The 22,340-nt window shown below is 75.8% G+C and carries 17 protein-coding genes; 6 read left to right on the top strand and 11 right to left on the bottom strand.

What is annotated here, in order from left to right; genetic code table 11:
- The first annotated feature begins 326 nt into the window (after positions 1-326).
- Positions 327-3,176 (top strand): FAD-binding and (Fe-S)-binding domain-containing protein, encoded by a 2,850-nt coding sequence (locus tag NRO40_RS13085; protein WP_058944633.1) that lies wholly within the window; start codon positions 327-329, stop codon positions 3,174-3,176.
- A gap of 315 nt (positions 3,177-3,491) precedes the next feature.
- Here NRO40_RS13085 and NRO40_RS13080 read toward each other — a convergent pair whose 3' ends face one another.
- Together NRO40_RS13080 and NRO40_RS13075 are read right to left on the bottom strand one after the other, a co-directional pair.
- Complete coding sequence (locus NRO40_RS13080) at positions 3,492-3,695, bottom strand: hypothetical protein (RefSeq protein ID WP_058944632.1); 204 nt, start codon at positions 3,693-3,695, stop codon at positions 3,492-3,494.
- A 206-nt stretch (positions 3,696-3,901) separates the two neighbouring features.
- A complete protein-coding gene (locus NRO40_RS13075) occupies positions 3,902-4,507 on the bottom strand; it encodes a hypothetical protein (protein ID WP_257375413.1) in 606 nt (201 codons plus the stop codon).
- Positions 4,508-5,015: 508 nt separating this feature from the next.
- On the opposite strand from NRO40_RS13075, the gene NRO40_RS13070 reads away from it, so the two are divergent.
- The gene (locus NRO40_RS13070; protein ID WP_058943698.1) at positions 5,016-5,990 is read left to right on the top strand and encodes an EamA family transporter; all 975 of its coding nucleotides are present in this window, start codon (positions 5,016-5,018) and stop codon (positions 5,988-5,990) included.
- A gap of 173 nt (positions 5,991-6,163) precedes the next feature.
- Here the strand turns inward: NRO40_RS13070 and NRO40_RS13065 are convergent, their stop codons facing one another.
- From NRO40_RS13065 to NRO40_RS13030, 8 genes are all read right to left on the bottom strand, one after another.
- Entirely contained in the window at positions 6,164-6,739 is a 576-nt protein-coding gene (locus NRO40_RS13065; RefSeq protein ID WP_058943697.1) for a TetR/AcrR family transcriptional regulator, read from the bottom strand.
- On the bottom strand, positions 6,727-7,461 hold the full coding sequence (locus NRO40_RS13060) for an enoyl-CoA hydratase family protein (protein ID WP_058943696.1): 735 nt from the start codon (positions 7,459-7,461) through the stop codon (positions 6,727-6,729). Before NRO40_RS13060 ends, NRO40_RS13065 begins: the two co-directional genes overlap by 13 nt.
- Before the next feature lie 38 nt (positions 7,462-7,499).
- Positions 7,500-8,651, bottom strand: a complete 1,152-nt coding sequence (locus NRO40_RS13055; RefSeq protein ID WP_058943695.1) for an acyl-CoA dehydrogenase family protein — start codon at positions 8,649-8,651, stop codon at positions 7,500-7,502.
- 51 nt (positions 8,652-8,702) lie between these two features.
- Positions 8,703-10,712 (bottom strand): ATP-binding protein, encoded by a 2,010-nt coding sequence (locus tag NRO40_RS13050; RefSeq protein WP_058943694.1) that lies wholly within the window; start codon positions 10,710-10,712, stop codon positions 8,703-8,705.
- A 6-nt stretch (positions 10,713-10,718) separates the two neighbouring features.
- The gene (locus NRO40_RS13045; protein ID WP_058943693.1) at positions 10,719-12,317 is read right to left on the bottom strand and encodes an acyl-CoA carboxylase subunit beta; all 1,599 of its coding nucleotides are present in this window, start codon (positions 12,315-12,317) and stop codon (positions 10,719-10,721) included.
- Positions 12,314-14,029 carry an acyclic terpene utilization AtuA family protein gene (locus tag NRO40_RS13040; protein ID WP_058943703.1) on the bottom strand — a complete coding sequence of 572 codons (1,716 nt, stop codon included), beginning with the start codon at positions 14,027-14,029 and terminating at the stop codon, positions 12,314-12,316. The genes NRO40_RS13045 and NRO40_RS13040 overlap by 4 nt, the downstream gene beginning before the upstream one ends.
- A 143-nt stretch (positions 14,030-14,172) precedes the next feature.
- Positions 14,173-14,952, bottom strand: coding sequence for a TIGR03084 family metal-binding protein (locus NRO40_RS13035; protein WP_058943702.1), 780 nt, complete (start codon positions 14,950-14,952; stop codon positions 14,173-14,175).
- Positions 14,953-15,308: 356 nt separating this feature from the next.
- On the bottom strand, positions 15,309-16,409 hold the full coding sequence (locus NRO40_RS13030) for a citrate synthase 2 (protein WP_058943692.1): 1,101 nt from the start codon (positions 16,407-16,409) through the stop codon (positions 15,309-15,311).
- A gap of 242 nt (positions 16,410-16,651) precedes the next feature.
- Here NRO40_RS13030 and pdxH point away from each other — a divergent pair, with 242 nt between their 5' ends.
- Both pdxH and NRO40_RS13020 read left to right on the top strand, forming a co-directional pair.
- Positions 16,652-17,341: a pyridoxamine 5'-phosphate oxidase gene (pdxH, locus tag NRO40_RS13025; protein ID WP_058943691.1), complete on the top strand. Its 690-nt coding sequence runs from the start codon at positions 16,652-16,654 to the stop codon at positions 17,339-17,341.
- 490 nt (positions 17,342-17,831) lie between these two features.
- Positions 17,832-19,226, top strand: a complete 1,395-nt coding sequence (locus NRO40_RS13020) for a PAS domain-containing protein (protein WP_058943690.1) — start codon at positions 17,832-17,834, stop codon at positions 19,224-19,226.
- Between the two features lie 32 nt (positions 19,227-19,258).
- Here NRO40_RS13020 and NRO40_RS13015 read toward each other — a convergent pair whose 3' ends face one another.
- Positions 19,259-20,014, bottom strand: coding sequence for an SIS domain-containing protein (locus tag NRO40_RS13015; protein ID WP_058943701.1), 756 nt, complete (start codon positions 20,012-20,014; stop codon positions 19,259-19,261).
- Positions 20,015-20,184: 170 nt separating this feature from the next.
- On the opposite strand from NRO40_RS13015, the gene NRO40_RS13010 reads away from it, so the two are divergent.
- Together NRO40_RS13010 and NRO40_RS13005 are read left to right on the top strand one after the other, a co-directional pair.
- Entirely contained in the window at positions 20,185-20,877 is a 693-nt protein-coding gene (locus NRO40_RS13010) for a metal-dependent transcriptional regulator (protein WP_058943689.1), read from the top strand.
- Positions 20,878-21,428: 551 nt separating this feature from the next.
- Positions 21,429-22,301 carry an alpha/beta fold hydrolase gene (locus NRO40_RS13005; RefSeq protein ID WP_058943688.1) on the top strand — a complete coding sequence of 291 codons (873 nt, stop codon included), beginning with the start codon at positions 21,429-21,431 and terminating at the stop codon, positions 22,299-22,301.
- Positions 22,302-22,340: the final 39 nt, after the last annotated feature.

The raw sequence follows: 22,340 nt of genomic DNA, 5'->3' as shown, positions 1-22,340 counted from the left end.
CCGGAGCCTAGTCGCTCCCCCGGCGCCCCGACGCCCCTGTCCGTCGGATGAGACACCCGAACGGGACACGTGGACGAACACCTGGGCGGGGCGGGAGAGGGGGCACCCGTACGGGGCGGGCGGGGGGCACCCGAAGGGGGCGGGTGGGGGACACCCCGACGGGGCGGGTGGACGGGGGCGGAGACCCGGCCGGGCGGCGTGACGGGACGCGGGGGCGAACAGGGGGGCGGGAAGCGTCGGCGGACGGGGCGACGGGAAGCGTCGGCGGACGGTCGACGGGGCGCGTGGCCGGACGGAAGGGCGGGGGCGCGGGCATGCTGGGGTGCATGGGCGATCACGCACACCTGGAGCGGGCGCTGCGCGCCGCCGTCCGCGGGGACGTGGACTTCGGACCGGGTGCCCGCGCCCTGGTCACCATGGACGCCTCCAACTACCGGCGCGTCCCGCTCGGCGTCGTCGCGCCGTACGACGCGGACGACGTGGCCGCCGCCCTGGAGGTGTGCCGGGCGCACGGCACGCCCGTGGTGCCGCGCGGCGCCGGGACCTCCGTCGCCGGGCAGGCCACCGGGACCGGCGTCGTCCTCGACTTCACCCGGCACATGCGCGCCGTCCTCTCCGTCGACCCGGAGGCCCGCACGGCGACCGTCCAGCCCGGGGCCGTCCTCGACCGGCTGCGGGGGGCGGCGCGCCCGTACGGGCTGACCTTCGGGCCCGACCCCTCGACGCACAGCCGCTGCACCCTCGGCGGCATGATCGGCAACAACGCCTGCGGCGCCCACTCCGTCGCCTGGGGCACCACCGCCGACAACGTCGTCGAACTGGCCGTACGCACCTACGGCGGCGCCGCGCTGCGCCTCGGGGCGGACGGCCGGGGCGCCCCCGACGGCGTCGTCGACCTGGTCCGGCACCACCTCGCCCTCGTCCGCACCGGTTTCCCGCCCGGCCTGCCGCGCCGCATCTCCGGCTACGCCCTCGACGCCCTCCTGCCCGAGCGCGGCACCCACGTCGCCCGCGCCTTCTGCGGCGGCGAGGGGACCCTCGGCGTCCTCACCGAGGCGGTCGTCCGGCTGGTCGAGGCGCCGCCCGTCCGGGCCCTCGCCGTCCTCGGGTACGCCGACGAGGCAGCCGCCGCCGAGGCCGCGCCCGGCCTCCTGCCGCACGGCCCGCTCACCGTCGAGGGCATGGCGCACGACCTCGTGCGCGACCCGGCCGCCCGCGCCCGCCTCCCCCGGGGCGCCGCCTGGCTGTTCGCCGAGACCGGCGGGGCGAGCCCCGCCGAGGCCGCCGCCCGCGCGGCCGCCCTGCTGCGCGCCGCCGACGCCCTCGACGGCACCGTCGTCACCGACCCGGCCGGGCAGCGCGCCCTGTGGCGGGTCCGGGAGGCCGCCGCCGGCACCGCGACCCGCACACCGGACGGTGCCGAGGCGTGGCCCGGCTGGGAGGACTGCGCCGTACCGCCCGCCCGCCTCGGCGCGTACCTGCGGGACTTCCGCGCCCTCCTCGCCGAGCACGGGCTGCGCGGGACGCCGTACGGGCACTTCGGCGACGGCTGCGTCCACGTCCGCATCGACTTCCGGCTCGCCGAACCGGAGGGCGTGCGGCGCTACCGCCGGTTCTCCGAGGACCTCGCGGACCTGGTCGTCGCCCACGGCGGCTCGCTCTCCGGCGAGCACGGCGACGGGCAGGCCCGCGCCGAGCTGCTGCCGCGGATGTACGGCGAGGAACTGGTCGCCCTCTTCGGCCGGTTCAAGGACCTGTGGGACCCGGACGGCGGGATGAACCCCGGCACCCTGGTCCGCCCCGCCCGCCTCGACGAGAACCTCCGCTTCGACGTCCTGCCGCGCACGCCCGTGGACGTCGCCTTCGGCTACCCCGACGACGGCGGGGACTTCGGGACGGCCGTGCGCCGCTGCGTGGGCGTCGCCGCCTGCCGTGTCGAGGGGCCCGCCGCGGGGGCGTCCGTGATGTGCCCGTCGTTCCGGGCCACCGGCGAGGAGCGGCACTCCACGCGCGGCCGGGCCCGGCTGCTGCACGAGATGCTGGCGGGGGAGGTCGTCACCGGCGGCTGGCGCTCGACCGAGGTGCGCGACGCCCTCGACCTGTGCCTGTCCTGCAAGGGCTGCCGCAGCGACTGCCCCGTCGGCGTGGACATGGCGACGTACAAGGCGGAGTTCCTGCACCACCACTACGCCGGCCGGCCGCGCCCCGCCGCCCACTACACGATGGGCTCCCTGCCCGCCCTGCTGCGCGCGGCCGCGCCCCTCGCGCCGCTCCTCAACGCCGCCGCCCGGGTGCGCCCCCTCGCGGCGGTCGCGAAACGGCTCGGCGGGATCGCGCCGCAGCGGCCCCTGCCGGAGCTCGCCCGCCGGACGTTCCGCGCCTGGGCGGCCCGCCACACGCCCCCGCCCGGCCTCCCGCCCGGGCCGCCGCGCGCGTACGTGTGGCCCGACACCTTCACCGACCACTTCACACCCTCCGCCGGCCGCGCCGCCGTCACCGTCCTGGAGGCGGCCGGCGTCCGCGTCGCGCTGCCGCCGGGCCGCGTCTGCTGCGGCCTCACGTACGTGTCGACGGGCCGCCTCGACCGGGCCCGCGCGGTGATGCGCCGCACCCTGGACGCCGTGGAACCGCTCCTCGGCACGGCGCCCCTGGTGGTGCTGGAGCCCAGCTGCGCGGCGGCGCTGCGCACGGACCTGCCGGAGCTGCTGCCGGACGACCCGCGGGCGCGGACCCTCGCCTCGTCGGTACGCACCTTCGCCCAGGCCCTGGAGGAGACCGCCCCCGACTGGCGGCCGCCGCGCGTCGACCGGCCCGTCGCCGGGCAGACCCACTGCCACCAGCACGCCGTCCTCGGCGACGCCGCCGAGCGCCGCCTGCGCGAGCGCGCCGGGCTCACCGGCGAACTGAGCGGCGGCTGCTGCGGCCTCGCCGGGAACTTCGGCTTCGAGCGCGGCCACCACGAGGTGTCCGTCGCCTGCGCCGAGGACCGGTTGCTGCCCGCGGTGCGCGCGGCGGGCCCGGACACCGAACTCCTCGCGGACGGCTTCTCCTGCCGCACCCAGCTGCACCAGCTGGCGGGCCGGCGCGCCCGGCACCTCGCCGAGGTGCTGGCGGAGGCGCTCGACCCCCGCCCCGACGGGTCGGAGGGCGACCGTCCCGGCACTGCTCTCGTATAACTGGGGCAGGTGATCTGTAACGCTGAGTACCTACATCGGACTGCAGGCGCGCTGCTGGAGGATGGCGAAGCCGGCGCGAGCCGTCCCGAATGCTCCCGGGTGCGCCCGAGTCCCTCGCGCTCGGCGAACGCCCGATAGATGCTGTCGGCTGGGATATTTCCCTTGTGGCGACCGGTGGCAATGAGCAGGTCGGGCTCGGGTGCCCTCGACTGTCTCGCCGTTCACACGGCGGCAAAGCACGGTGCGCGGCATGTCTCCGGGATGACCGGCGGCTGGCCGCCGTGGTTGCCCCTGTGTGCGGCGGCGTCAGTCCTTCTAGGTAGCCCGGATGTACTCCCGGTCCGTCTCCGCCATCGTCGCAAAGGTCTGGTCGCACTGCTGGGCGAGCAAGTCTGAGTCGACCGTCTTGGCAGAGAACATCAGGTCCAGGTTCGGTCCGGTCTCATCCTCTCCGGCGGCCGGCTGGCGCAGCTTCGCCGAGCCGATGTGCACTCTCGGCATCAGCTGGCAGTCGAGCAAGGCCTTCCTGGCCGCCCGCATGTGGTGAGGCAGCTATAACGCCTGCAATTTGGCCCGCCGTCTCGCGGATGGCTTGCGTCCCCCTGCGTCATCCGGACGGGGGCGAACCCGACGACGGGGACGCCGAAGGGTGACCGGGTCAGAGAAGCCGTCACCGGCTCCTGAATGAAGATGTGAGCGGTGTCGCGCGTATGGATTTCGTATCCCTACGGCGCGTTGACGGGAGGGACGCAGTGGCCAGCACCGAGTGTGGTAAGGCGGCTGTTGACTGTGTTGACCTCGGCGTTGTAGGACTGCGATTGCGCATTGAACCGGTCGATTGTCTCCTGCGGGTTCTGGGTGTTGACATTGCGTAGCGTGTCTGCCGCCGCGTAGATCAACTTGTTCGCAGCTCGGAAGTCTCTGATAACTTCTGTGACTTGTTCTTCTTCTGAGTCAGGTTTCTGGATGTCGCTCAGGTCGCCAGCTCGTTTGACCTGTGCGCCGGCCATTTTGTAATAGAGGTTTCCGGTTGCCACAAAATCGGCTGCCGTTGCTGTTCCGTTCTGGGATGCAGTCAGTGTGTAGGTCCAGGCGTCATTGGCCTCTCGGGCTGTCTCGGCCATCTCTCCGGAGGTGTCGTCGCAGATCGCCTCCGCGCGTTCCGCCCAGTCCTCGATGGTGAAAGGCGGATCCGGCCAGAGCGCGATCACCGTGGCAACGATTCCCGCGATGCCAGCGAGAATCCCGATCAACCATGTCAAGTTCTTGCGCAAACTTCCCCGGCCGGATTCGGCCGAGTCTTCGAATTCATCAGCCATAATCTCGGACATGCCCCTGGAAGGGGCTAGCCCCTCGCAAGCGGCCGGATTTCACTCATCTGGTGACGAGCTATGCGCCGTGCGGCAGGGGCGACAGCCGCTCGTCGGATCGATAACGAGCGGGACACTGCGGTGATCTAACTGTCATGTGGAAGGTCCTCAGAGGGTGGCGATGTCCGGCACCGAGCGAACGTGCACAGCGGCGACGCGGTTGCCGCCGTCGAGACATCCGGCCCGACCTCCTCATCCCACGACCGCCGCAGGGGGAGGCGTACTCGCAAGCCGTCGAGACAGGGACGTTGCCCCCAGGAGCGCGAGCGCAGCTCTGTGTATCAGCGCTACGTGCCACCTGTCGGCAGCCCTTACGAGAAGGACCGTCCCTGCAGGTGAGAAAGGGCACCCTGCCATCGCCGTCCCCCGGTTTCACTGCTTACCGTGGACGGGACGGCCAAGCAGTGGAACGGGTCCCTCCGAAGCCCCGAGCACCACGAACGAGGAAGAAGAGGAAGACGAGATCCCGGTGAACGACGCCCGTGCCGCGCACACCCCGGCGCCCCTCCCCGCGCACACCCCGGCGCCCCTCCCCGCGGACCCCGCGACGGCGGCCCGTACCGCGGACGCCCCGGAGACCGCCGCTCCGGCGCGGGAGCCGGGCCGGGGCGCGCTGGGACCGGTCGCCCTGGTGGTGGCCGGGGCCCTGTCGGTCCAGTTCGGCGCGGCCCTCGCCGTGCTGCTGATGCCCCGCGCGGGGGCGCTCGGCGTGGTCACGCTGCGACTGGCCCTCGCCGCGCTGGTCCTGCTGGTGGTGTGCCGCCCCCGGCTGCGCGGCCACAGCCGCGCGGACTGGGGGACCGTCATCGCGTTCGGCGTCGCGATGGCCGGCATGAACCTCACCTTCTACCAGGCCATCGACCGCATCCCGCTCGGCGCGGCCGTCACCCTGGAGGTGCTGGGCCCGCTCGCCCTGTCCGTCGTGGCGTCCCGCCGCGCGGTCAGCTTCCTGTGGGCGGGCCTCGCCCTGGCGGGCGTCGTGCTGCTCAGCGGCGGCGGCCTCGACCGGCTGGACCCGGTCGGCGCCGGCTTCGCCCTCGCGGCGGGAACCCTGTGGGCCGCGTACATCGTCTTCAGCGCCCGCACCGGCCGGCGCTTCCCGCAGGCCGACGGGCTCGCGCTCGCCATGGTCGTCGGCGCGCTGGTGAGCCTGCCGCTCGGCCTCGCGGACGCGGGCACCGCCCTGGTCGTGCCGTCGACGCTCGCGCTGGGCCTGGCGGTGGCGCTGATGTCGTCCGTCCTGCCGTACACCCTGGAGCTCGTCGCGCTGCGCCGGCTGCCGGCCCCGACCTTCGCGGTGCTGATGAGCCTGGAACCGGCCGTCGCGGCCCTGGCCGGCTTCCTCGTGCTGCACCAGGCCCTGTCCGCCACCGACGCCCTCGCGATCACCCTGGTCGTCGCGGCGAGCATCGGCGCCGTACGCGCCCGCGCCGGGTCCCGCTGACGGTAGGGACGCCCGGGGCGGTCGGTCCGCCAGGCGCGGCCCGGTCGGTCGGCGCCGAACGGCCGGCCCGGGGGCGGTCAGCGCGGCCGGTCAGCCCGGAGCGGTCAGCGCGGGGGCGCAGCCCGGCCGGTAAGCGGGGGCCGGTCGGCGCGGGCCGGTCGGCGTGGGGCCGGTCAGCCCAGGGCGTCGTCCAGCAGGCGGGCCCACTGGGCCACCACCCGAGCCCGGCGGGCCGAATCGTCGGTGAGGAGCGTCGCGAGGCCCAGCCCCCGCGCCATGTCCAGCAGCCCCTGGACGGTCTCCCGGACCCCCGGCCGCGACTCGTCGGCGCCCAGCAGCTCCACCGCCATGCGGTGCGTCTCCCGGCCGACCCGGGCCTCCAGCTCGGTGACCCGGGGCCGCAGCTGGTCCTCGTCCGACGCGGCCACCCACAGGTGCAGGGCCGCCCGGAACAGCGGCCCCGTGTACAGGGCGACCAGTGCCTCGACCACCTCGGCGCGGCTCCTGCCGGTGAGCCCGCGCAGCGCCTGCGACCGCTCCTCAGCGACGTACTCGACCGCCGCCGTGAACAGGTCCTCCCGGGTGGGGAAGTGGTGCTGCGCGGCGCCCCGCGACACCCCCGCCCGCTCCGCGACCACGGAGACCGTGGAGCCCGCCCAGCCGCGTTCGGCCAGGCACGCCACGGCGGCTTCGAGCAGCCGCTGCCGGGTGACGCGGCTGCGGTCCTGCTTCGGCGTCACATCGCCCATGCGGGGTCCCGTCGTTCCAGGAAGGCCGTCATTCCCTCACGCGCCTCCGCCGAGGCGAAGAGCTGCGCCGAGCGCTGCACGAGCTCCTCCGCGTCGCGCTCGAAGGTCTCCAGCACCCTAGCCGTCACCAGCCGCTTCGACTCCGCCAGACCCTGCGGCGAACCCTTGCGCAGCGCGTCGAGCAGCGGGTCGAGGGCCGCGTCGACGTCCCGCGCCACCGCCGTCACCAGGCCCATGCGCGCCGCCTCGGCCGCGTCGAACCGCTCCCCCGTCAGGTAGTAGCGGGCCGCAGACCGCTGGTCGAGGCGGGGGAGCAGGGTGAGGGAGACGAGGGCCGGGGCGACGCCGATCCTGACCTCCGTCAGGGCGAAGTCGGACCCCTCCGACGCCACCACCAGGTCGGCCGCCCCCACCAGCCCCAGGCCGCCGGCCCGCACCCGCCCAGCGACCCGCGCCACCACCGGCTTCGGCAGCTCCACGATCCGGCGCAGCAGCGCCACGAAGGCGTACGGGCTCGGTGGCGCCTTCAGGTCGGCGCCCGCGCTGAAGGTGGTGCCGGTGTGCGTGAGCACCACCGCCCGGACGGCCGGGTCCTGCGCGCAGTCGGCCAACGCGTCCGCCAGTTCGGCGACGAGCCGGGCGGAGAGGGCGTTGCGGGTGTCCGGCGCGTCCAGCGTGAGCGTGGCGACGGCGCGGTCGTGGGCGGTGGTGACCAGGGGCATGGCTCTCGCCTCCGATGGCGTGGTCAGTACGAGCGTGGTCAGTACGACTTCGGGAGTCCCAGGGACTGGTGCGAGACGTAGTTCAGGATCATTTCCCGGCTCACCGGCGCTATGCGGGCCACGCGGGAGGCGGTGACGAGCCGGCCCAGCCCGTACTCGCGGGTGAGGCCGTTGCCCCCGAGGGTGTGCACGGCCCGGTCGACGGCCCGCACGCACGCCTCGGCCGCCGCGTACTTCGCCATGTTCGCCGCCTCGCCGGCGCCCACGTCGTCGCCGGCGTCGCACAGCGCGGCCGCCCGCCGCGTCATCAACCGGGCCAGCTCCAGTTCGATGTGGGACGCGGCCAGTGGGTGCGCGATCGCCTGGTGGGCGCCGATGGGCGCCTTCCACACCTGCCGCTCCTTCGCGTACGCGACGGCCCGCGCGAGCGCGAAGCGGCCCATGCCGAGCGCGAACGCCGCCGTCATCACCCGCTCCGGGTTGAGCCCGGCGAACAGCTGGAGCAGGCCGGCGTCCTCGTCGCCGACCAGGGCGTCGGCGGGCAGCCGCACGTCGTCGAGGGTCAGCTCGAACTGCTTCTCCCGGGCCCGCAACTCCATGTCGATGGCGGTGCGGCGGAAGCCCGGCGCGTCGCGCGGCACGACGAACAGGCACGGCTTCAGCGCGCCCGTCCGGGCGTCCGCCGTCCGTCCGACGATCATCGTCTCCTCCGCCAGGTCGACCCCGGAGACGAAGACCTTGCGGCCCGACAGCACCCACCCGCCCGGGGTGCGGCGGGCCGTGGTGGTGATGCGGTGGGAGTTGGAGCCCGCGTCGGGCTCGGTGATGCCGAACGCCATGATCCGGCTGCCGTCGGCCAGCCCCGGCAGCCACCGCCGCCGCTGCTCGTCGGTGCCGAACCGGGCGATGACCGTGCCGCAGATCGCGGGCGAGACGATCATCAGCAGGAGCGGGCAGCCGGCCGTGCCCAACTCCTCCAGCACGATCGCGAGTTCGGCGACGCCGCCGCCCCCGCCGCCGTACTCCTCGGGCAGGTTCACGCCCAGGTAGCCGAGCCTGCCGGCCTCCGCCCACAGCACCTCCGGGTGTTCCTCGTGGGTGTCGGCGTGGCGGCGGCCGAGGGCGGCGACGGCGGTGCGCAGCGCCTGCTGCTCGGCGGTCTCGAAGGGGGTGCCGGTGACTGCGGTCATGCCTGTTCCTCCTGTGCGGACTGGACGGGCGGGACGTGCTCGGCGCGCCGGTCACTCCCCGGGCGGGTCGGTCGGCTCAGGCCGCGCCGGTTCCCCGGACGGGTCGGCCGCCTCGGGCCGTTGCGCGGGCTGGGCGGTTCCCCCGGGCGGGTCGGGGGTGACGACGGCGAGCAGGGCCCCGACCCCGACCTGGCGGCCCGGCTCGGCGTGCAGGGCGGTGACGACGCCGGCGGCCGGGGCGGTCACCTGGTGCTCCATCTTCATCGCCTCCAGCCACAGCAGCGGCCGGCCCGCCTCGACGCGCGCTCCCTGCGCGACCCCGTCGGCGACGCGCACGACGGTGCCGGGCATGGGCGCGAGCAGCGAGCCGGGCGCGGTGCGCTCGGCCGGGTCGGGGAAGCGAGGCCGGGGCGTGAACCGGTGGGAGCCGGTGGGCGCGTCGACGTGGACGGTCCCCGCGCCGCCCGGGACCGGGTACGCGGTCACGGCGTACGGGCGGACGACACCGTCCACGTCGAGGCGGACCAGGTCGGGCGCGGCCGACACGACCCGCACCCCGGGGCGGTCCGGCAGGGCGTAGCCGTCGCGGGTCCGGTGGTACCGCACCACGTGCGCCGCCGGACCGTCGCTCCCACCGGCGCCCTCCGGTCCCGTGTAGGCGCGGGTGCGGGGCGCCGAGGGGAGGTTGCGCCAGGCGCCGGGGCCCGGCCGGGACGCCGCCTCGGCGAGCGCGGCGGCCACCGCGGCGTGGCCGGCGCCCGGCGCGGGGGCGGTCAGGTCGGCCAGGTACCGGTCGTAGAAGCCGGTGTCGACCCGGCCCGGCTCGGCGAACTCCGGGTGGCGCAGGGTCCGTACCAGCAGCTCCCGGTTGGTGGCCGGGCCGTGCACGCGGGCCCGCTCCAGCGCGCGGGCCAGAGCGCGGACGGCCTCCCGCCGGGTGGGGGCGTGGGCGACGGCCTTGGCGAGCAGCGCGTCGTAGTGGACGCCGATCCCGTCGCCCGCCGCGTACCCGGTGTCGAGGCGCACGCCCGGCACGTCGAGCGCGTGCAGCGTGCCCGTCTGCGGGGCGAAGCCGCGCGCGGGGTCCTCGGCGTACAGCCGCGCCTCGACGGCGTGGCCGCGCGGGGCGGGCGGCTCGGGTGGCAGGGCGGCGCCCTCGGCGACGCGGAGCTGGAGGGCGACCAGGTCGACGCCGTACAGGGCCTCCGTGACCGGGTGCTCGACCTGGAGGCGGGTGTTCATCTCCAGGAAGTGCGCGGTGCCGTCCGCCGCGACCAGGAACTCCACGGTGCCGGCCCCGGTGTAGCCGATGGCGCGGGCGGCGCGCACGGCGGTCGCGCACAACTCGTCGGCGAGCGCGGGCGGCAGGCCGGGGGCCGGCGCCTCCTCGATCACCTTCTGGTGGCGGCGCTGGAGGGAGCAGTCACGGGTGCCGAGCGCCCAGACGGTGCCGTGCGCGTCGGCGAGGACCTGCACCTCGACGTGGCGGCCGCCCGCGACGTACGGCTCGGCGAACACCTCGTCGTCGCCGAAGGCCGACAGGGCCTCGGCGCGGGCGGCGGCCACCTCGCCCGCCAGCGCGGACAGGTCCCGGACGACGCGCATGCCGCGCCCGCCGCCGCCCGCTGCCGCCTTGACCAGGACGGGCAGGTCGGCCTCGGTGAGCGCCGCCGGGTCGAGCGGGGCCACGCCCATGAGGCGCTTCGCGCGGGTCTTGGACGCCATCGCCTCGATCGCCGCGGGCGGCGGCCCCACCCACGTCAGCCCGGCCGCCTCCACGGCCCGCGCGAAGGCGGCGTTCTCGGAGAGGAAGCCGTACCCCGGGTGCACCGCGTCGGCGCCCGCGGCGAGGGCGGCGGCCACGATCAGGTCGCCGCGCAGGTACGTGTCGGCGGGCGCGGCCCCCGGCAGCCGCACCGCGGCGTCCGCCCGCCGCACGTGCAGCGCCCCGGCGTCCGGGTCGGAGTGCACGGCGACGGTGGCGACGCCCAGGTCGCGGCAGGTCCGCAGGACGCGGCAGGCGATCTCGCCGCGGTTGGCGACGAGCAGGGTCTCGATCACGGGGCCTCACATCCTGAAGACGCCGAAGCCGCCGCGCGCGCCCTCGACCGGTGCGGTGTGGATCGCCGACAGGCACAGCCCGAGGACGGTACGGGTGTCGCGCGGGTCGATGACCCCGTCGTCGTACAACCGCCCGGACAGGAACATCGGCAGGGACTCGGACTCGATCTGCTGCTCCACCACGGCCCGCAGAGCGGCGTCGCCCTCCTCGTCGTAGGGGCGGCCCTTGGCCTGCGCGGAGGCGCGGGCGACGATCGACAGGACCCCGGCGAGCTGCTGCGGGCCCATGACGGCGGACTTGGCGCTGGGCCAGGCGAAGAGGAAGCGCGGGTCGTAGGCGCGACCGCACATGCCGTAGTGCCCGGCGCCGTAGGAAGCGCCCAGCAGCACCGACAGGTGCGGGACGCGGCTGTTGGAGACCGCGTTGATCATCATGGCGCCGTGCTTGATGATGCCGCCCTGCTCGTACTCCCGGCCCACCATGTAGCCGGTGGTGTTGTGGAGGAAGAGCAGCGGCACGTCCCGCTGGTTGGCGAGCTGGATGAACTGGGCGGCCTTCTGCGCCTCCTCGCTGAACAGCACGCCCCGGGCGTTGGCGAGGACGCCGACCGGGTAGCCGTGCAGCGCCGCCCAGCCGGTGGTGAGGCTCGTCCCGTACAGCGGCTTGAACTCGTCGAAGTCCGAGCCGTCGACGATCCGCGCGAGCACCTCCCGCGGGTCGAACGGGGTGCGCAGGTCGCCGGGGACGATCCCGAGCAGCTCCTCCGGGTCGTACGCCGGCGGCGCGGCCGGACCCGGACCGGGGTGCGCCTTGCGGTGGTTGAGGCGGGCGACGATCCGACGGGCCTGGCGCAGCGCGTCGTGCTCGTCGAGGGCGTAGTGGTCGGCGAGGCCGGAGGTGCGGGCGTGCATCTCGGCGCCGCCGAGCGACTCGTCGTCGCTCTCCTCGCCGGTCGCCATCCGCACCAGGGGCGGTCCGCCGAGGAAGACCTTCGACCGCTCCCGGATCATGACGGTGTGGTCGGACATGCCGGGGACGTAGGCGCCGCCGGCGGTGGAGTTGCCGAAGACGACGGCGATCGTGGGGATCCCCGCGGCGGAGAGCCGGGTCAGGTCGCGGAAGAGGGCGCCGCCCGGGATGAAGATCTCCTTCTGGGAGGGGAGGTCCGCGCCGCCCGACTCGACCAGGGAGATCACGGGCAGACGGTTGGCGAGGGCGATCTCGTTGGCGCGCAGTGCCTTGCGGAGGGTCCACGGGTTGGACGCGCCGCCGCGCACGGTCGGGTCGTTGGCGGTGATCAGGCACTCGACGCCCGCGACGGTGCCGATGCCGGTGACGAGCGAGGCGCCGACGGCGTGGTCGGAGCCCCACGCGGCGAGCGGGGACAGTTCGAGGAACGGCGTGTCGTCGTCCAGCAGCAGCTCGACGCGCTCGCGGGCGAGGAGCTTGCCGCGGGCGCGGTGCCGGGCGACGTACTTCTCCCCGCCGCCGGCCAGCGCCGCGGCGTGCGCCGCCGCCAGCTCGTCGAGGCGGGCGAGCATGGCGGCGCGGTTCGCGGCGTGGTCGGCGCGGGACGGGTCGAGGGCGGAGGCGAGGACGGTCACAGGAGGACCTCCGGGACGTCGAGGTGGCGGGCGCGCAGCCATTCGCCGAGCGCCTTGGCCTGCGGGTCGAACCGGGCCCGCGCGGCGGCGCCCTCCCCGAGGAGGCCGGTGACGGTGAAGTCGAGGGCGCGCAGGTTCGGCAGGACGTGCCGGGTGACGGGCAGGTCCCGGGTCTCCGGCAGCAGCTCCCGGAGGCGGTCGGCGGTCAGGGTGTGGGCCAGCCAGCGCCAGGCGTCGTCGCTCTCCACCCACACGCCGACGTTGGCGTCGCCGCCCTTGTCGCCGCTGCGGGCCCCGGCGACCAGCCCGAGCGGCGCCCGCCGCGCGGGACCGGCCGGCAGGGGCGGCGGGAGGGGCGGCCGCGGGACGGGCGCGAGGGCGCGGGTGGCCGCCGGGTGGGGGACGGGGACGCGCCGCCCGTCGGGCAGCACCGCCGTGTGCGCGACGGTGGCGGGGTCGACGTACACCGCCTCGAACACCCCGTACGGCGTGCCCTTGCCGGGCGGGGCGGTGACGTGGAAGCCGGGGTAGCTGCCGAGGGCGAGCTCGACGGCGGCCCCCGTCACGGCGCGGCCCACCTTCGCGGGGTCGGGGTCGCGGACGACGAGCCGGAGCAGGGCGCTGGCGGTCTCCTCGGTGGCGGCGTCGGGGCGGTCGGTGCGGACCAGCTCCCAGCGCACGTCGGCGGGGCGCCGCCCGGGGGCGCGGTCCAGGGCGTCGTCCACCTGGTCGCGCACGAGCCGTGCCTTGGCCGGCACGTCGAGGCCGGTGAGGACGAACACGATCTCGTTGCGCCAGCCGCCGAGCCGGGTGATCCCGGCCTTGAGGAGCGGCGGCGGCGCCTCGCCGCGCACCCCGGACACCCGCACCCGGTCGGGTCCCTCCTGGGTGAGGCGCACGGTGTCGAGGCGCGCGGTCGCGTCGGGTCCGGCGTAGCGGGCGCCGGCCGTCTCGTACAGCAGCTGCGCGGTGACGGTGCCGACGGTGACGGTGCCGCCGGTCCCCGGGTGTTTGGTGATCACGGCGGAGCCGTCGGCGCGCAGCTCGGCGAGGGGGAAGCCGGGCCGGCGGGCGTCGTACCGGTCGCGGTGGAAGAAGGCGTGGTTGCCGCCGGTGGCCTGGGCGCCGCACTCCAGGACGTGCCCGGCGACGACCGCGCCCGCCAGGGCGTCGTGGGCGTCCGGGCCCCAGCCGAAGTGCCAGGCGGCCGGGCCGGTGACGAGCGCGGCGTCGGTGACGCGGCCGGTGACGACGACGTCGGCGCCCGCGGCGAGGCAGGCGGCGACGCCCGCGCCGCCGAGGTAGGCGTTGGCGGTCAGGGCGCCGTCGGGGAGCGGCAGCCCGTCGCCCTCGACGTGGCCGACCCGGACGGGCAGGCCCAGCCGGTCGGCGAGGGCGCGCAGGGCGTCGGCGAGGGCGGCCGGGTTGAGGCCGCCCGCGTTGGTGACGACGCGGACGCCCCGCTCGTGGGCGGTGCCCAGGCACTCCTCCATCTGCCGCAGGAACGTCCGCGCGTACCCGAGGGAGGGGTCCTTGAGGAGGTCGCGGCCGAGGATGAGCATGGTCAGCTCGGCGAGGTAGTCGCCGGTGAGGACGTCGAGGGGGCCGCCGGTCAGCATCTCGCGGACCGCGTCGAAGCGGTCGCCGTAGAACCCGGAGGCGTTCCCGATCCGCAGCACCGGCGCGGCGGGCGCGGCGGGTGCGGGGAACACGGCGGACGCGGCGGGCACGGGGGTCGGGTCGGGTGCCTCGGGCGTGGCGGGCGTGGCGGGCGTGGCGGACACGGCGGGCACGGGGGTCGGGTCGGGTGCGCCGGGCGAGCCGGGGAGGGCGGGGGAGTCGGGCGGGATGGTGGTCACCGGGCCTCCCCGGCGGGTTCCCGGCCGGGCCCGGGCGGGCCGGCGAACGCCTGGGCGACGTCCAGCCACCGGTCCGCGTCGGGGCCCTCGGCGCGTACGGCGAGGTCGGCGCGGTGGGCCCGCTGCGTGACCAGGAGGCAGAAGTCCAGTGCCGGCCCGGTCACGCGCTGCGCCGCGTCCTTCGGCCCGTACGCCCAGATCGCCCCCGCGGCGTCCGGCGCCGTCAGCTCCACCCGGAACGGCCCGGCGGGCGGGGTCAGGCCGTGCACGGCGAAGGCGTGGTCGCGGGCGCGCACGCCGATGCGGGCGACGTGGCGCAGCCGGGCGGTGGGCGGGCGTACGGCGCCCAGCGCGTCGGCGACGTCGCGGCCGTGCGCCCAGGTCTCCATGAGGCGGGCGGTGGCCATGGAGGCGACGCTCATGGGCGGCCCGTACCAGGGGACGCGGGTGCCGGGCGGCGCGGCCCGCAGGGCGTCGTGCAGCCGCTCCCGCGCGGTGCGCCAGCGGGCGAGCAGCGCGGCGGGCGGACCGGTGGCCCCCGCCTCGGCGGCCTCGTCGACGAAGGTGCCGGGCGCGGCGGCCGCCCGCGCGACGTGGCCGGCGAAGGCGCCCGGGTCGGTGGTGGCGAGGAACGCGACCTCGTCGGTCCACGCCAGGTGCGCGACCTGGTGGGCGACGCTCCAGCGGGGCGCCGGCGTCGGCGCGGCCCACCCGGCGGCGTCGAGCCCGGCGACGAGCCGGTCGAGGTCGTCGCCCTCGGCGCGCAGGTCGGCCAGGACGGCGGCGGTGGTGGTGTCGTGCGCGGCGCTCCCGCGTGCGGCGGCGGCGGAGGCGTGCGCGGCGGGCGCGGGCGGCGGGCCCTGCTCGGGATCCGGGTGGGGCACGGTGCGCTCCCTCGGGTCGGGACACGGCGGTGTGTCCCGGGAGCATGACAGCGCCCAGAGAAACAAGCAAGCATGATTGCTTTTAAATAGCGGCGACGGCCGGCACCGCCCGTCCCCCTCCCCGGGAACGCCGCGCGGCCCCCGGGAAGCACCGCAAGCCCCCGGGAACGCCGAAGCCCCGCCACCCACGAGGGGCGGCGGGGCCGGCGGGTCGCACCGCGGCGCCGGGTCCGGGCGCCGGGCGCGGACTACTCCGCGATGTCCTCGTAACCGGCGACCTCCCGCGGGTCGCGCGAGCCGGGCCCGACGTACCGGGCCGACGGGCGGACCAGGCGGCCCGTGCGCTTCTGCTCCAGGATGTGCGCCGACCACCCGGCGGTGCGGGCGCAGGTGAACATCGACGTGAACATGTGCGCCGGCACCTCCGCGAAGTCCAGCACGATCGCCGCCCAGAACTCGACGTTCGTCGCCAGCACGCGGTCCGGACGGCGGTTGTGCAGCTCCTCCAGCGCCGCCTTCTCCAGCGCCTCGGCCACCTCGAAGCGGGGCGCCGCCAGCTCGCGGGCCGTGCGCCGCAGCACCCGGGCGCGCGGGTCCTCGGCGCGGTACACGCGGTGGCCGAAGCCCATCAGCCGCTCGCCCTTGTCGAGGGCCCGCTTCACGTACGCGACCGCGTCGCCCGTCCGCTCGATCTCCTCGATCATGCCGAGGACGCGCGAGGGCGCGCCGCCGTGCAGCGGGCCGGACATGGCGCCCACCGCGCCCGACAGCGCCGCGGCGACGTCCGCGCCGGTCGACGCGATGACGCGGGCGGTGAACGTGGAGGCGTTCATGCCGTGCTCGGCGGCCGACGTCCAGTACGCGTCGACGGCCTTGACGTGCTTCGGGTCCGGCTCGCCGCGCCAGCGGATCATGAACCGCTCGACCACCGACCGCGCCTTGTCGATCTCGCTCTGCGGCACCATCGGCAGGCCCTGCCCGCGCGCGCTCTGCGCGACGTACGACAACGCCATGACCGCCGCCCGCGCCAGGTCGTCGCGGGCCTGCTGCTCGTCGATGTCGAGCAGCGGCTTCAGGCCCCACACCGGCGCGAGCATCGCCAGCGCGGACTGCACGTCCACGCGGATGTCGCCCGAGTGCACCGGGATCGGGAACGGCTCGGCCGGCGGCAGGCCGGGGTTGAACGCGCCGTCGACCAGCAGGCCCCACACGTTCCCGAAGGAGACGTGACCCACCAGGTCCTCGATGTCGACGCCGCGGTACCGGAGGGCGCCGCCCTCCTTGTCCGGTTCGGCGATCTCCGTCTCGAACGCGACGACTCCCTCGAGCCCGGGTACGAAGTCGGACATCTGGCGGCTCCTCGTGGTGACGTGTGTGTGGAAGGAACAGTGACCCAGCCGACGAGTCTGTCGGGTTCCCCCGATGCGGGGAAGCGTGACATCAGGCACACTCCGCCGAACCGGGCGCCGGGGTTGGACGCCCGGCGAGCGGGGCAGACTGCGTCGGCAGCCGCGCCCCGGGACCGACCGGACGCCCCGCCCGGCCCTCCGGAGGCCGGGGGCGCTACTCCAGGGACGGGCCCTGCGGCAGGATGGGCGCCGTGACCGACGCCCTCGATCCCGCCCTGGACCCGGCTCCCGACCCGGCCCCGATGCGCGAGCAGTACCACACCTCCGTGCTCGCGGAGCGGGACCTCGCCGCCCACCCCATGGAACAGTTCGCGCGCTGGTTCAAGGACGCGGCCGACAGCGACGGGATCCGCGAGCCGAACGCCATGGTCGTGGCGACCGCCACCCCCGACGGCCGCCCGTCCGCCCGCACGGTGCTGCTCAAGCACTACGACGAGCGCGGCTTCGTCTTCTACACCAACCACGAGTCCCGCAAGGGCGGCGAGCTGGCCGCCAACCCGCACGTCTCCCTGCTGTTTCCCTGGCACCCCGTCGCCCGCCAGGTCATCGTCACGGGCACCGCGACCCGCGTGGACCGGGAGGAGACCGCCGCCTACTTCCGCAGCCGCCCGCACGGCTCCCGGCTCGGCGCCTGGGCCAGCGCGCAGTCGTCCGTCATCGCCTCGCGCGACGAACTCCTCGCCCGTTACGAGGAACTGGCGGCCCGCTACCCGGAGGGCGAGGAGGTGCCGGTACCACCGCACTGGGGCGGCTACCTGGTCGCGCCCGAGGCGGTCGAGTTCTGGCAGGGCCACGAGAACCGCCTCCACGACCGCCTCCGCTACACCCGCACCCCCACCGGCTCCTGGCACGTGGAACGCCTGGCGCCGTAGCGCGCTGTCCCGGCCTCGGCCCCGGTCCCGTGCCGGGACCGGGAGCCGGAGGGGGGCTTCCGGCGTCGGGGACACGAAACGGCCCGGGCACGGCAGCCCCGGACAGGCAAAGGCCCCGGACGGGCAAAGGCCCCGGGCAGGCAGAGGGGCCCCGGGCACGCAGAAGCCCGCGGGCTCTGCTCTCTCCTGCTGGCAAGAGAGGTCGGCCGGATGTGCCGACGAGCCCGCGGGCCGGTGACTGCTGGATGTACGGCAGGAGGCCTGCCGTCATGTGACGACAGGCCTCAGCCCGCAGTCACCTCACGCATCCGAAAAGAAATCACTTCCGGATCACCTCCTCTCTCGTGTGCTCCACACCCTAGGAACGCCCCACGCCCCGCTCAACCGAATTTCGCGAACCCCGTGTGTCGTGGGTCACGTTCGAGGTTGAATGGCCTGGCACGTGCCGCTGCACGTGCGCCAACGTCCACGTCCTGCAGGGGGTGCCGGGATGAGTGCGTCCAGGAGCGGTACGGCGCGGGCGGACGGTGATCTGCTCAGCGCGCTGCTGGACGGGATGGACACCGCGCTGTGCGCGTTCGACGCGGACGGGGTGGTCACCCACTGGAACCGCGAGGCCGAGCGGCTCCTCGGCTGGCCCGCGGAGGAGGCGGTCGGGCGCCGCGGCCTGGGCGGCTGGGCCGCGCGGCCCGCCGACGCCGCCGGCATCGAGGCCCGGCTGGCGGGCGCCATGGCCGGCCCCGGCCGCCGGCTCCACGAGTTCCCGCTGCTCCGCAAGGACGGCGGCCGGGTCCTCGTACGGACCCAGGCGGCGGGCGTGCGCGGCGCCGACGGCAGCCCGGCCGGGGTGTACTGCGCCTTCGGCGAGGTCCACGCGCAGCTCGACTTCGAACGCTCCGTCGCCCTGAGCGACGCCCTGTTCGGCGACGCGCCGTGCGCCGTCGTCGTGGTCGACGCGGACCTGCGCCCCGCCGTCGTCAACGGCCCGGCGGCGCACGCCCTCGGCGCGTCCCGCACGGCGCTGCTGGGCCGCCCGCTCGGGGACGCCGTCCTGCAGGGCGCCGACCAACTGGAGGCGGCGCTGGAACACGTCCTGGCGCAGGGCGGCCCCGAGGCGCCCACCGAGCTGTGGGCGACGGTCCGCACCCCGGACGGGGAGCGGCGCCGCTGCTGGCGCAGCGCGTTCCTGCGGCTCGCCTCGCCCCTGGCGCGCGACCCGGCACCGCTCGGCGTGGCGTGGCTGTTCGAGGACGTGACGGAGGCGCGCCAGGCCGAGCAGGACGCCGACCGGATGCGGTTCCGGGCGAGCCAGCTGCACCGGGCGGGCGCCGCGGCGGCGGAGTGCGAGGACCCCATGGAGGCCGCCACCGTCTACCTGGACTTCGCGCTCGCCGGGTTCGCCGACGACGCGCTCCTGGACGTCGCCCGGGACGACGGCACCCGCCTGGTCCGGACGGCGGCCACCCCCGCCGAGGCGCCCGGCCCGGTCGCGCGCGTCCCGGGCGCGGGCCTGCCCGTGCCGTACGCCGCCGGGCACCCGGCGCTGCGGGCGCTCGACCGGGCGGCCACGGTACGGGCCAGCACGTGGCCGGCGGCACCGCCCGGACCGGGGCCGGGCGGACCGCCCGGGGCGGCGGGGCCGACGGGGCAGGGTGCGACGGGGCGCCGCGGGGGCCCGTCGCGGTCGTGGGCGGCGGAGCGGCACTGGCCGCCCGGTACCGCCCACGCGCTCTGCGCCGTCCTGCGCAGCCGGGGCCGCACGCTGGGCGTGGTGACGTTCCTGCGCTCCGGCAGCAGACCGCCCTTCGAGCGTCCGGACGTCAGCTACGCGGAGAGCGTCGCCGTCCGCGTGGCGGCCTCCCTCGACCTGGCCCACCCCGACTGACGGCGCGTACCTGCGGGGCCCTCCGTCCCGCCCTACCGGCGGTAGAAGATCCGGTCCGCGTACTCGTCCATCACGCGGACGTTCCACTCGTGCCCGCCGTCGACGTTGCCCGAGCGCAGCAGCGGCGGCTCGACGCCCCGGCGGACCAGCTCCTCGGCGGCCGCGGCCATCACGGCCTGCATCAGGGCGCTGGTCACGACGGTGGAGGCGGGCCCGAAGGGCGCGGCGACGCCGTCCAGGGCCAGTTCGGCGTCCCCGACCGCGATCTTCGAGTCGAGGACGACGTCGCAGTGGTCCTTGAGGAAGGTGCCCGAGCGGTGCCGGGACGTCGTCTCCTTCGCGTACGCCACGGAGGTGACGCCGACGACCGTCAGGCCGAGGGCGCGCGCGTGCGAGGCCATCTCGACGGGCAGGGCGTTGCGCCCGGACAGCGAGACGACGAACAGGACGTCGCCCGCCCGCGCCGGGGACGCGTCGAGGACCGCGGCGGCCAGGCCGTCCACGCGCTCCAGCGCCGAGCCGAGGGTGGCGGGCGTGACGTCGACGCCGACCGCGCCCGGTACGGCGAGCAGGTTCATCACCGCGAGGCCCCCCGCGCGATAGACGACGTCCTGCGCGGCGAGCGAGGAGTGCCCGGCCCCGAAGGCGAAGAGGCGGCCCCCCGCGGCGACCGCCCCGGCGACGGCGGCGCCCGCGGCGGCGATGTGACCGGACTCCTCGTCCCTGACCCGCCGCAGCAGCCCGATCGCGGCGTCGAAGAACTGACCGGCCAGTGTGCTGTCGCCCATCGACATGGCCTTCCTCTCGTCGTGTCGCGGATCACGGTGCGGTCTGGACCATTCCCCTGTCAATACGGCCGCGGGCCGCCGCCCCGTCCGGGGCGGCACGGTTGCCGACGGGATGGGCAACAATGGAGACGGGGCCGCGCAGGTTGAATGTCACGCACCGAGGGGCACGTATGTCCGGACTGATCGACACCACGGAGATGTATCTCCGCACCATCCTCGAGCTGGAGGAGGAAGGTGTGGTGCCCATGCGCGCCCGTATCGCCGAGCGGCTCGACCAGAGCGGCCCGACGGTCAGCCAGACGGTGGCCAGGATGGAGCGTGACGGCCTGGTGACGGTGGCCGGCGACCGCCACCTGGAGCTGACGGAGGAGGGCCGCCGGCTGGCGACGCGCGTGATGCGCAAGCACCGGCTCGCCGAGTGCCTCCTCGTCGACGTGATCGGCCTGGAGTGGGAGCAGGTCCACGCCGAGGCGTGCCGCTGGGAGCACGTGATGAGCGAGGCCGTCGAGCGCCGCGTCCTGGAGCTGCTGCGCCACCCCACGGAGTCGCCGTACGGCAACCCCATCCCGGGGCTGGAGGAGCTGGGCGAGAAGGGCGAGAGCGACCCGTACCTCAACGAGGACATGGTCTCCCTCTCCGAGCTGGACGCCGGCACCGAGGGCAAGACCGTGGTGGTGCGCCGGATCGGCGAGCCGATCCAGACGGACGCCCAGCTCATGTACACGCTGCGGCGCGCGGGCGTGCAGCCCGGCTCCGTGGTGAGCGTGACCGAGTCACCCGGCGGGGTGCTCGTCGGCAGCAGCGGCGAGGCCGCCGAGCTGGACGCCGACGTGGCGTCGCACGTCTTCGTCGCCAAGCGCTGAAGCCGCGGTTCCCCGGCACGCGTCGGGCCTCGCCGAGGCGCGCGTGCGGGGCCCTCGCCGCCGGCGGCCCCCGGCGGTCCCGGCTGCCCCGGCGGTCCCCCGGCGCAGGGGCCACCGGCGGTCGGCGGCGCGGGGCACCGGCGGTTCCGGCCAGGCGGAACGGGCCGATCCGGGGAACGGCCGCCGCGCGGGCGCCGCGCGTGCCAGTCTGGCTGCGGCAGGTGATCGGCCCGGGGAGGGAGCAGCGCGGTGCGCCAGCCGTCCGCAGCGGAGCGCGCGTCCACACACGAGGAAGGTCCCGGTGCCTCGCGGCACCGGGACCCGACCTCCCCTGTGTTGACCCGGAGCCCCGAGCTCCCAGGGTCAATCCCGTCGGACCTCTTTCCCCGAGTGGTCCGCCTCCCGCTGAAGATCTCCCCTCGGCAGCGCCCTCCAATCCTTGAGTGGGGTCACTCGAACGAGCGGTGTTGGCGCCGATACCCCGGTTCTCGAATATGAGTTCGATAGTCTGACGGGGGTAGCCGACGTGACAGAAGGGGGTGCCAGGGCAGATGGTGCGACGGATCGACCTGACCGGAGCCGACGGCGTACGCCTCGCCGCCTGGGAGTTCGCCGACCCGCCCAAGGGGCCGGGTGACGACGGCGCCGAGCCCGTCCAGGGCGTGTTACTCCTCCACGGGCTGATGGGCCGCGCGGCGCACTGGGCGGACACGGCGCGCTGGCTGGCGGAGAAGTACCGGCCCGTCGCGCTGGACCAGCGCGGCCACGGCCACAGCGACAAACCGGCCGCCGGCCCGTACACGCGGGAGGCGTACGTCGCCGACGCGGCCGCCGCCATCGAGCAGCTCGACCTCGGCCCGGTGGCTCTCGTCGGCCACTCCATGGGCGCCCTGACGGCCTGGCAGCTCGCCGCGGAGCGGCCGGACCTGGTCCGGGCCCTGGTCATCGGCGACATGCGGGCCTCCGCGCTCGGCGCCGCGTCACAGCGGGAGTGGGAGAGCTGGTTCGGCACCTGGCCCGTGCCGTTCGCGACCCTCGCCGACGTGCGCCGGTGGTTCGGCGAGGACGACCCCCGCGTCGAGCGGCCGAACCCGGCGCGCGGCGCCTTCTTCGCCGAGGTCATGTGCGAGTCGCCGGACGGTTGGCGGCCGGTCTTCTCCCCGCGGCAGATGCTCGCCGCGCGCGAGACCTGGGTCCACGACGCCCACTGGGACACCCTCGCCCAGGTCCGCTGCCCCACGCTGGTCGTGCGCGGCCCCGACGGCGAACTGGGCCGCGCCGAGGCGCAGGAGATGGTCCGCGTCCTGCCCCACGGCCGGTACGCCGAGGTCGCCGACGCGGGCCACTACCTCCACTACGACCAGCCCGAAGCCTGGCGCGCCGCCGTCGAACCGTTCCTCTCCGAGGTCGCCCCGACGCCCTGACGCCCCCGCCGTACACGGCCCCGCCCCGCCGTACACGGC

The sequence above is a fragment of the Streptomyces changanensis genome (genome assembly GCF_024600715.1).
Classification (GTDB): domain Bacteria; phylum Actinomycetota; class Actinomycetes; order Streptomycetales; family Streptomycetaceae; genus Streptomyces; species Streptomyces changanensis.
The sequence above is the reverse complement of the archived record's forward strand: the minus strand, read 5'-3'. Positions and strand labels throughout refer to the sequence as shown.

Excerpts from the sequence above, each read along its gene's own strand:
- NRO40_RS13085 (WP_058944633.1), top strand. The coding sequence starts at position 327 with ATGGGCGATCACGCACACCTGGAGCGGGCGCTGCGCGCCGCCGTCCGC.
- NRO40_RS13075 (WP_257375413.1), bottom strand. The coding sequence starts at position 4,507 with ATGTCCGAGATTATGGCTGATGAATTCGAAGACTCGGCCGAATCCGGC.
- NRO40_RS13010 (WP_058943689.1), top strand. The coding sequence starts at position 20,185 with ATGTCCGGACTGATCGACACCACGGAGATGTATCTCCGCACCATCCTC.
- NRO40_RS13005 (WP_058943688.1), top strand. The coding sequence starts at position 21,429 with ATGGTGCGACGGATCGACCTGACCGGAGCCGACGGCGTACGCCTCGCC.
- NRO40_RS13055 (WP_058943695.1), bottom strand. The coding sequence starts at position 8,651 with ATGACCGCAGTCACCGGCACCCCCTTCGAGACCGCCGAGCAGCAGGCG.
- NRO40_RS13020 (WP_058943690.1), top strand. The coding sequence starts at position 17,832 with ATGAGTGCGTCCAGGAGCGGTACGGCGCGGGCGGACGGTGATCTGCTC.
- NRO40_RS13060 (WP_058943696.1), bottom strand. The coding sequence starts at position 7,461 with ATGCCCCTGGTCACCACCGCCCACGACCGCGCCGTCGCCACGCTCACG.
- NRO40_RS13015 (WP_058943701.1), bottom strand. The coding sequence starts at position 20,014 with ATGGGCGACAGCACACTGGCCGGTCAGTTCTTCGACGCCGCGATCGGG.
- NRO40_RS13030 (WP_058943692.1), bottom strand. The coding sequence starts at position 16,409 with ATGTCCGACTTCGTACCCGGGCTCGAGGGAGTCGTCGCGTTCGAGACG.
- NRO40_RS13065 (WP_058943697.1), bottom strand. The coding sequence starts at position 6,739 with ATGGGCGATGTGACGCCGAAGCAGGACCGCAGCCGCGTCACCCGGCAG.
- pdxH (WP_058943691.1), top strand. The coding sequence starts at position 16,652 with ATGGGCGCCGTGACCGACGCCCTCGATCCCGCCCTGGACCCGGCTCCC.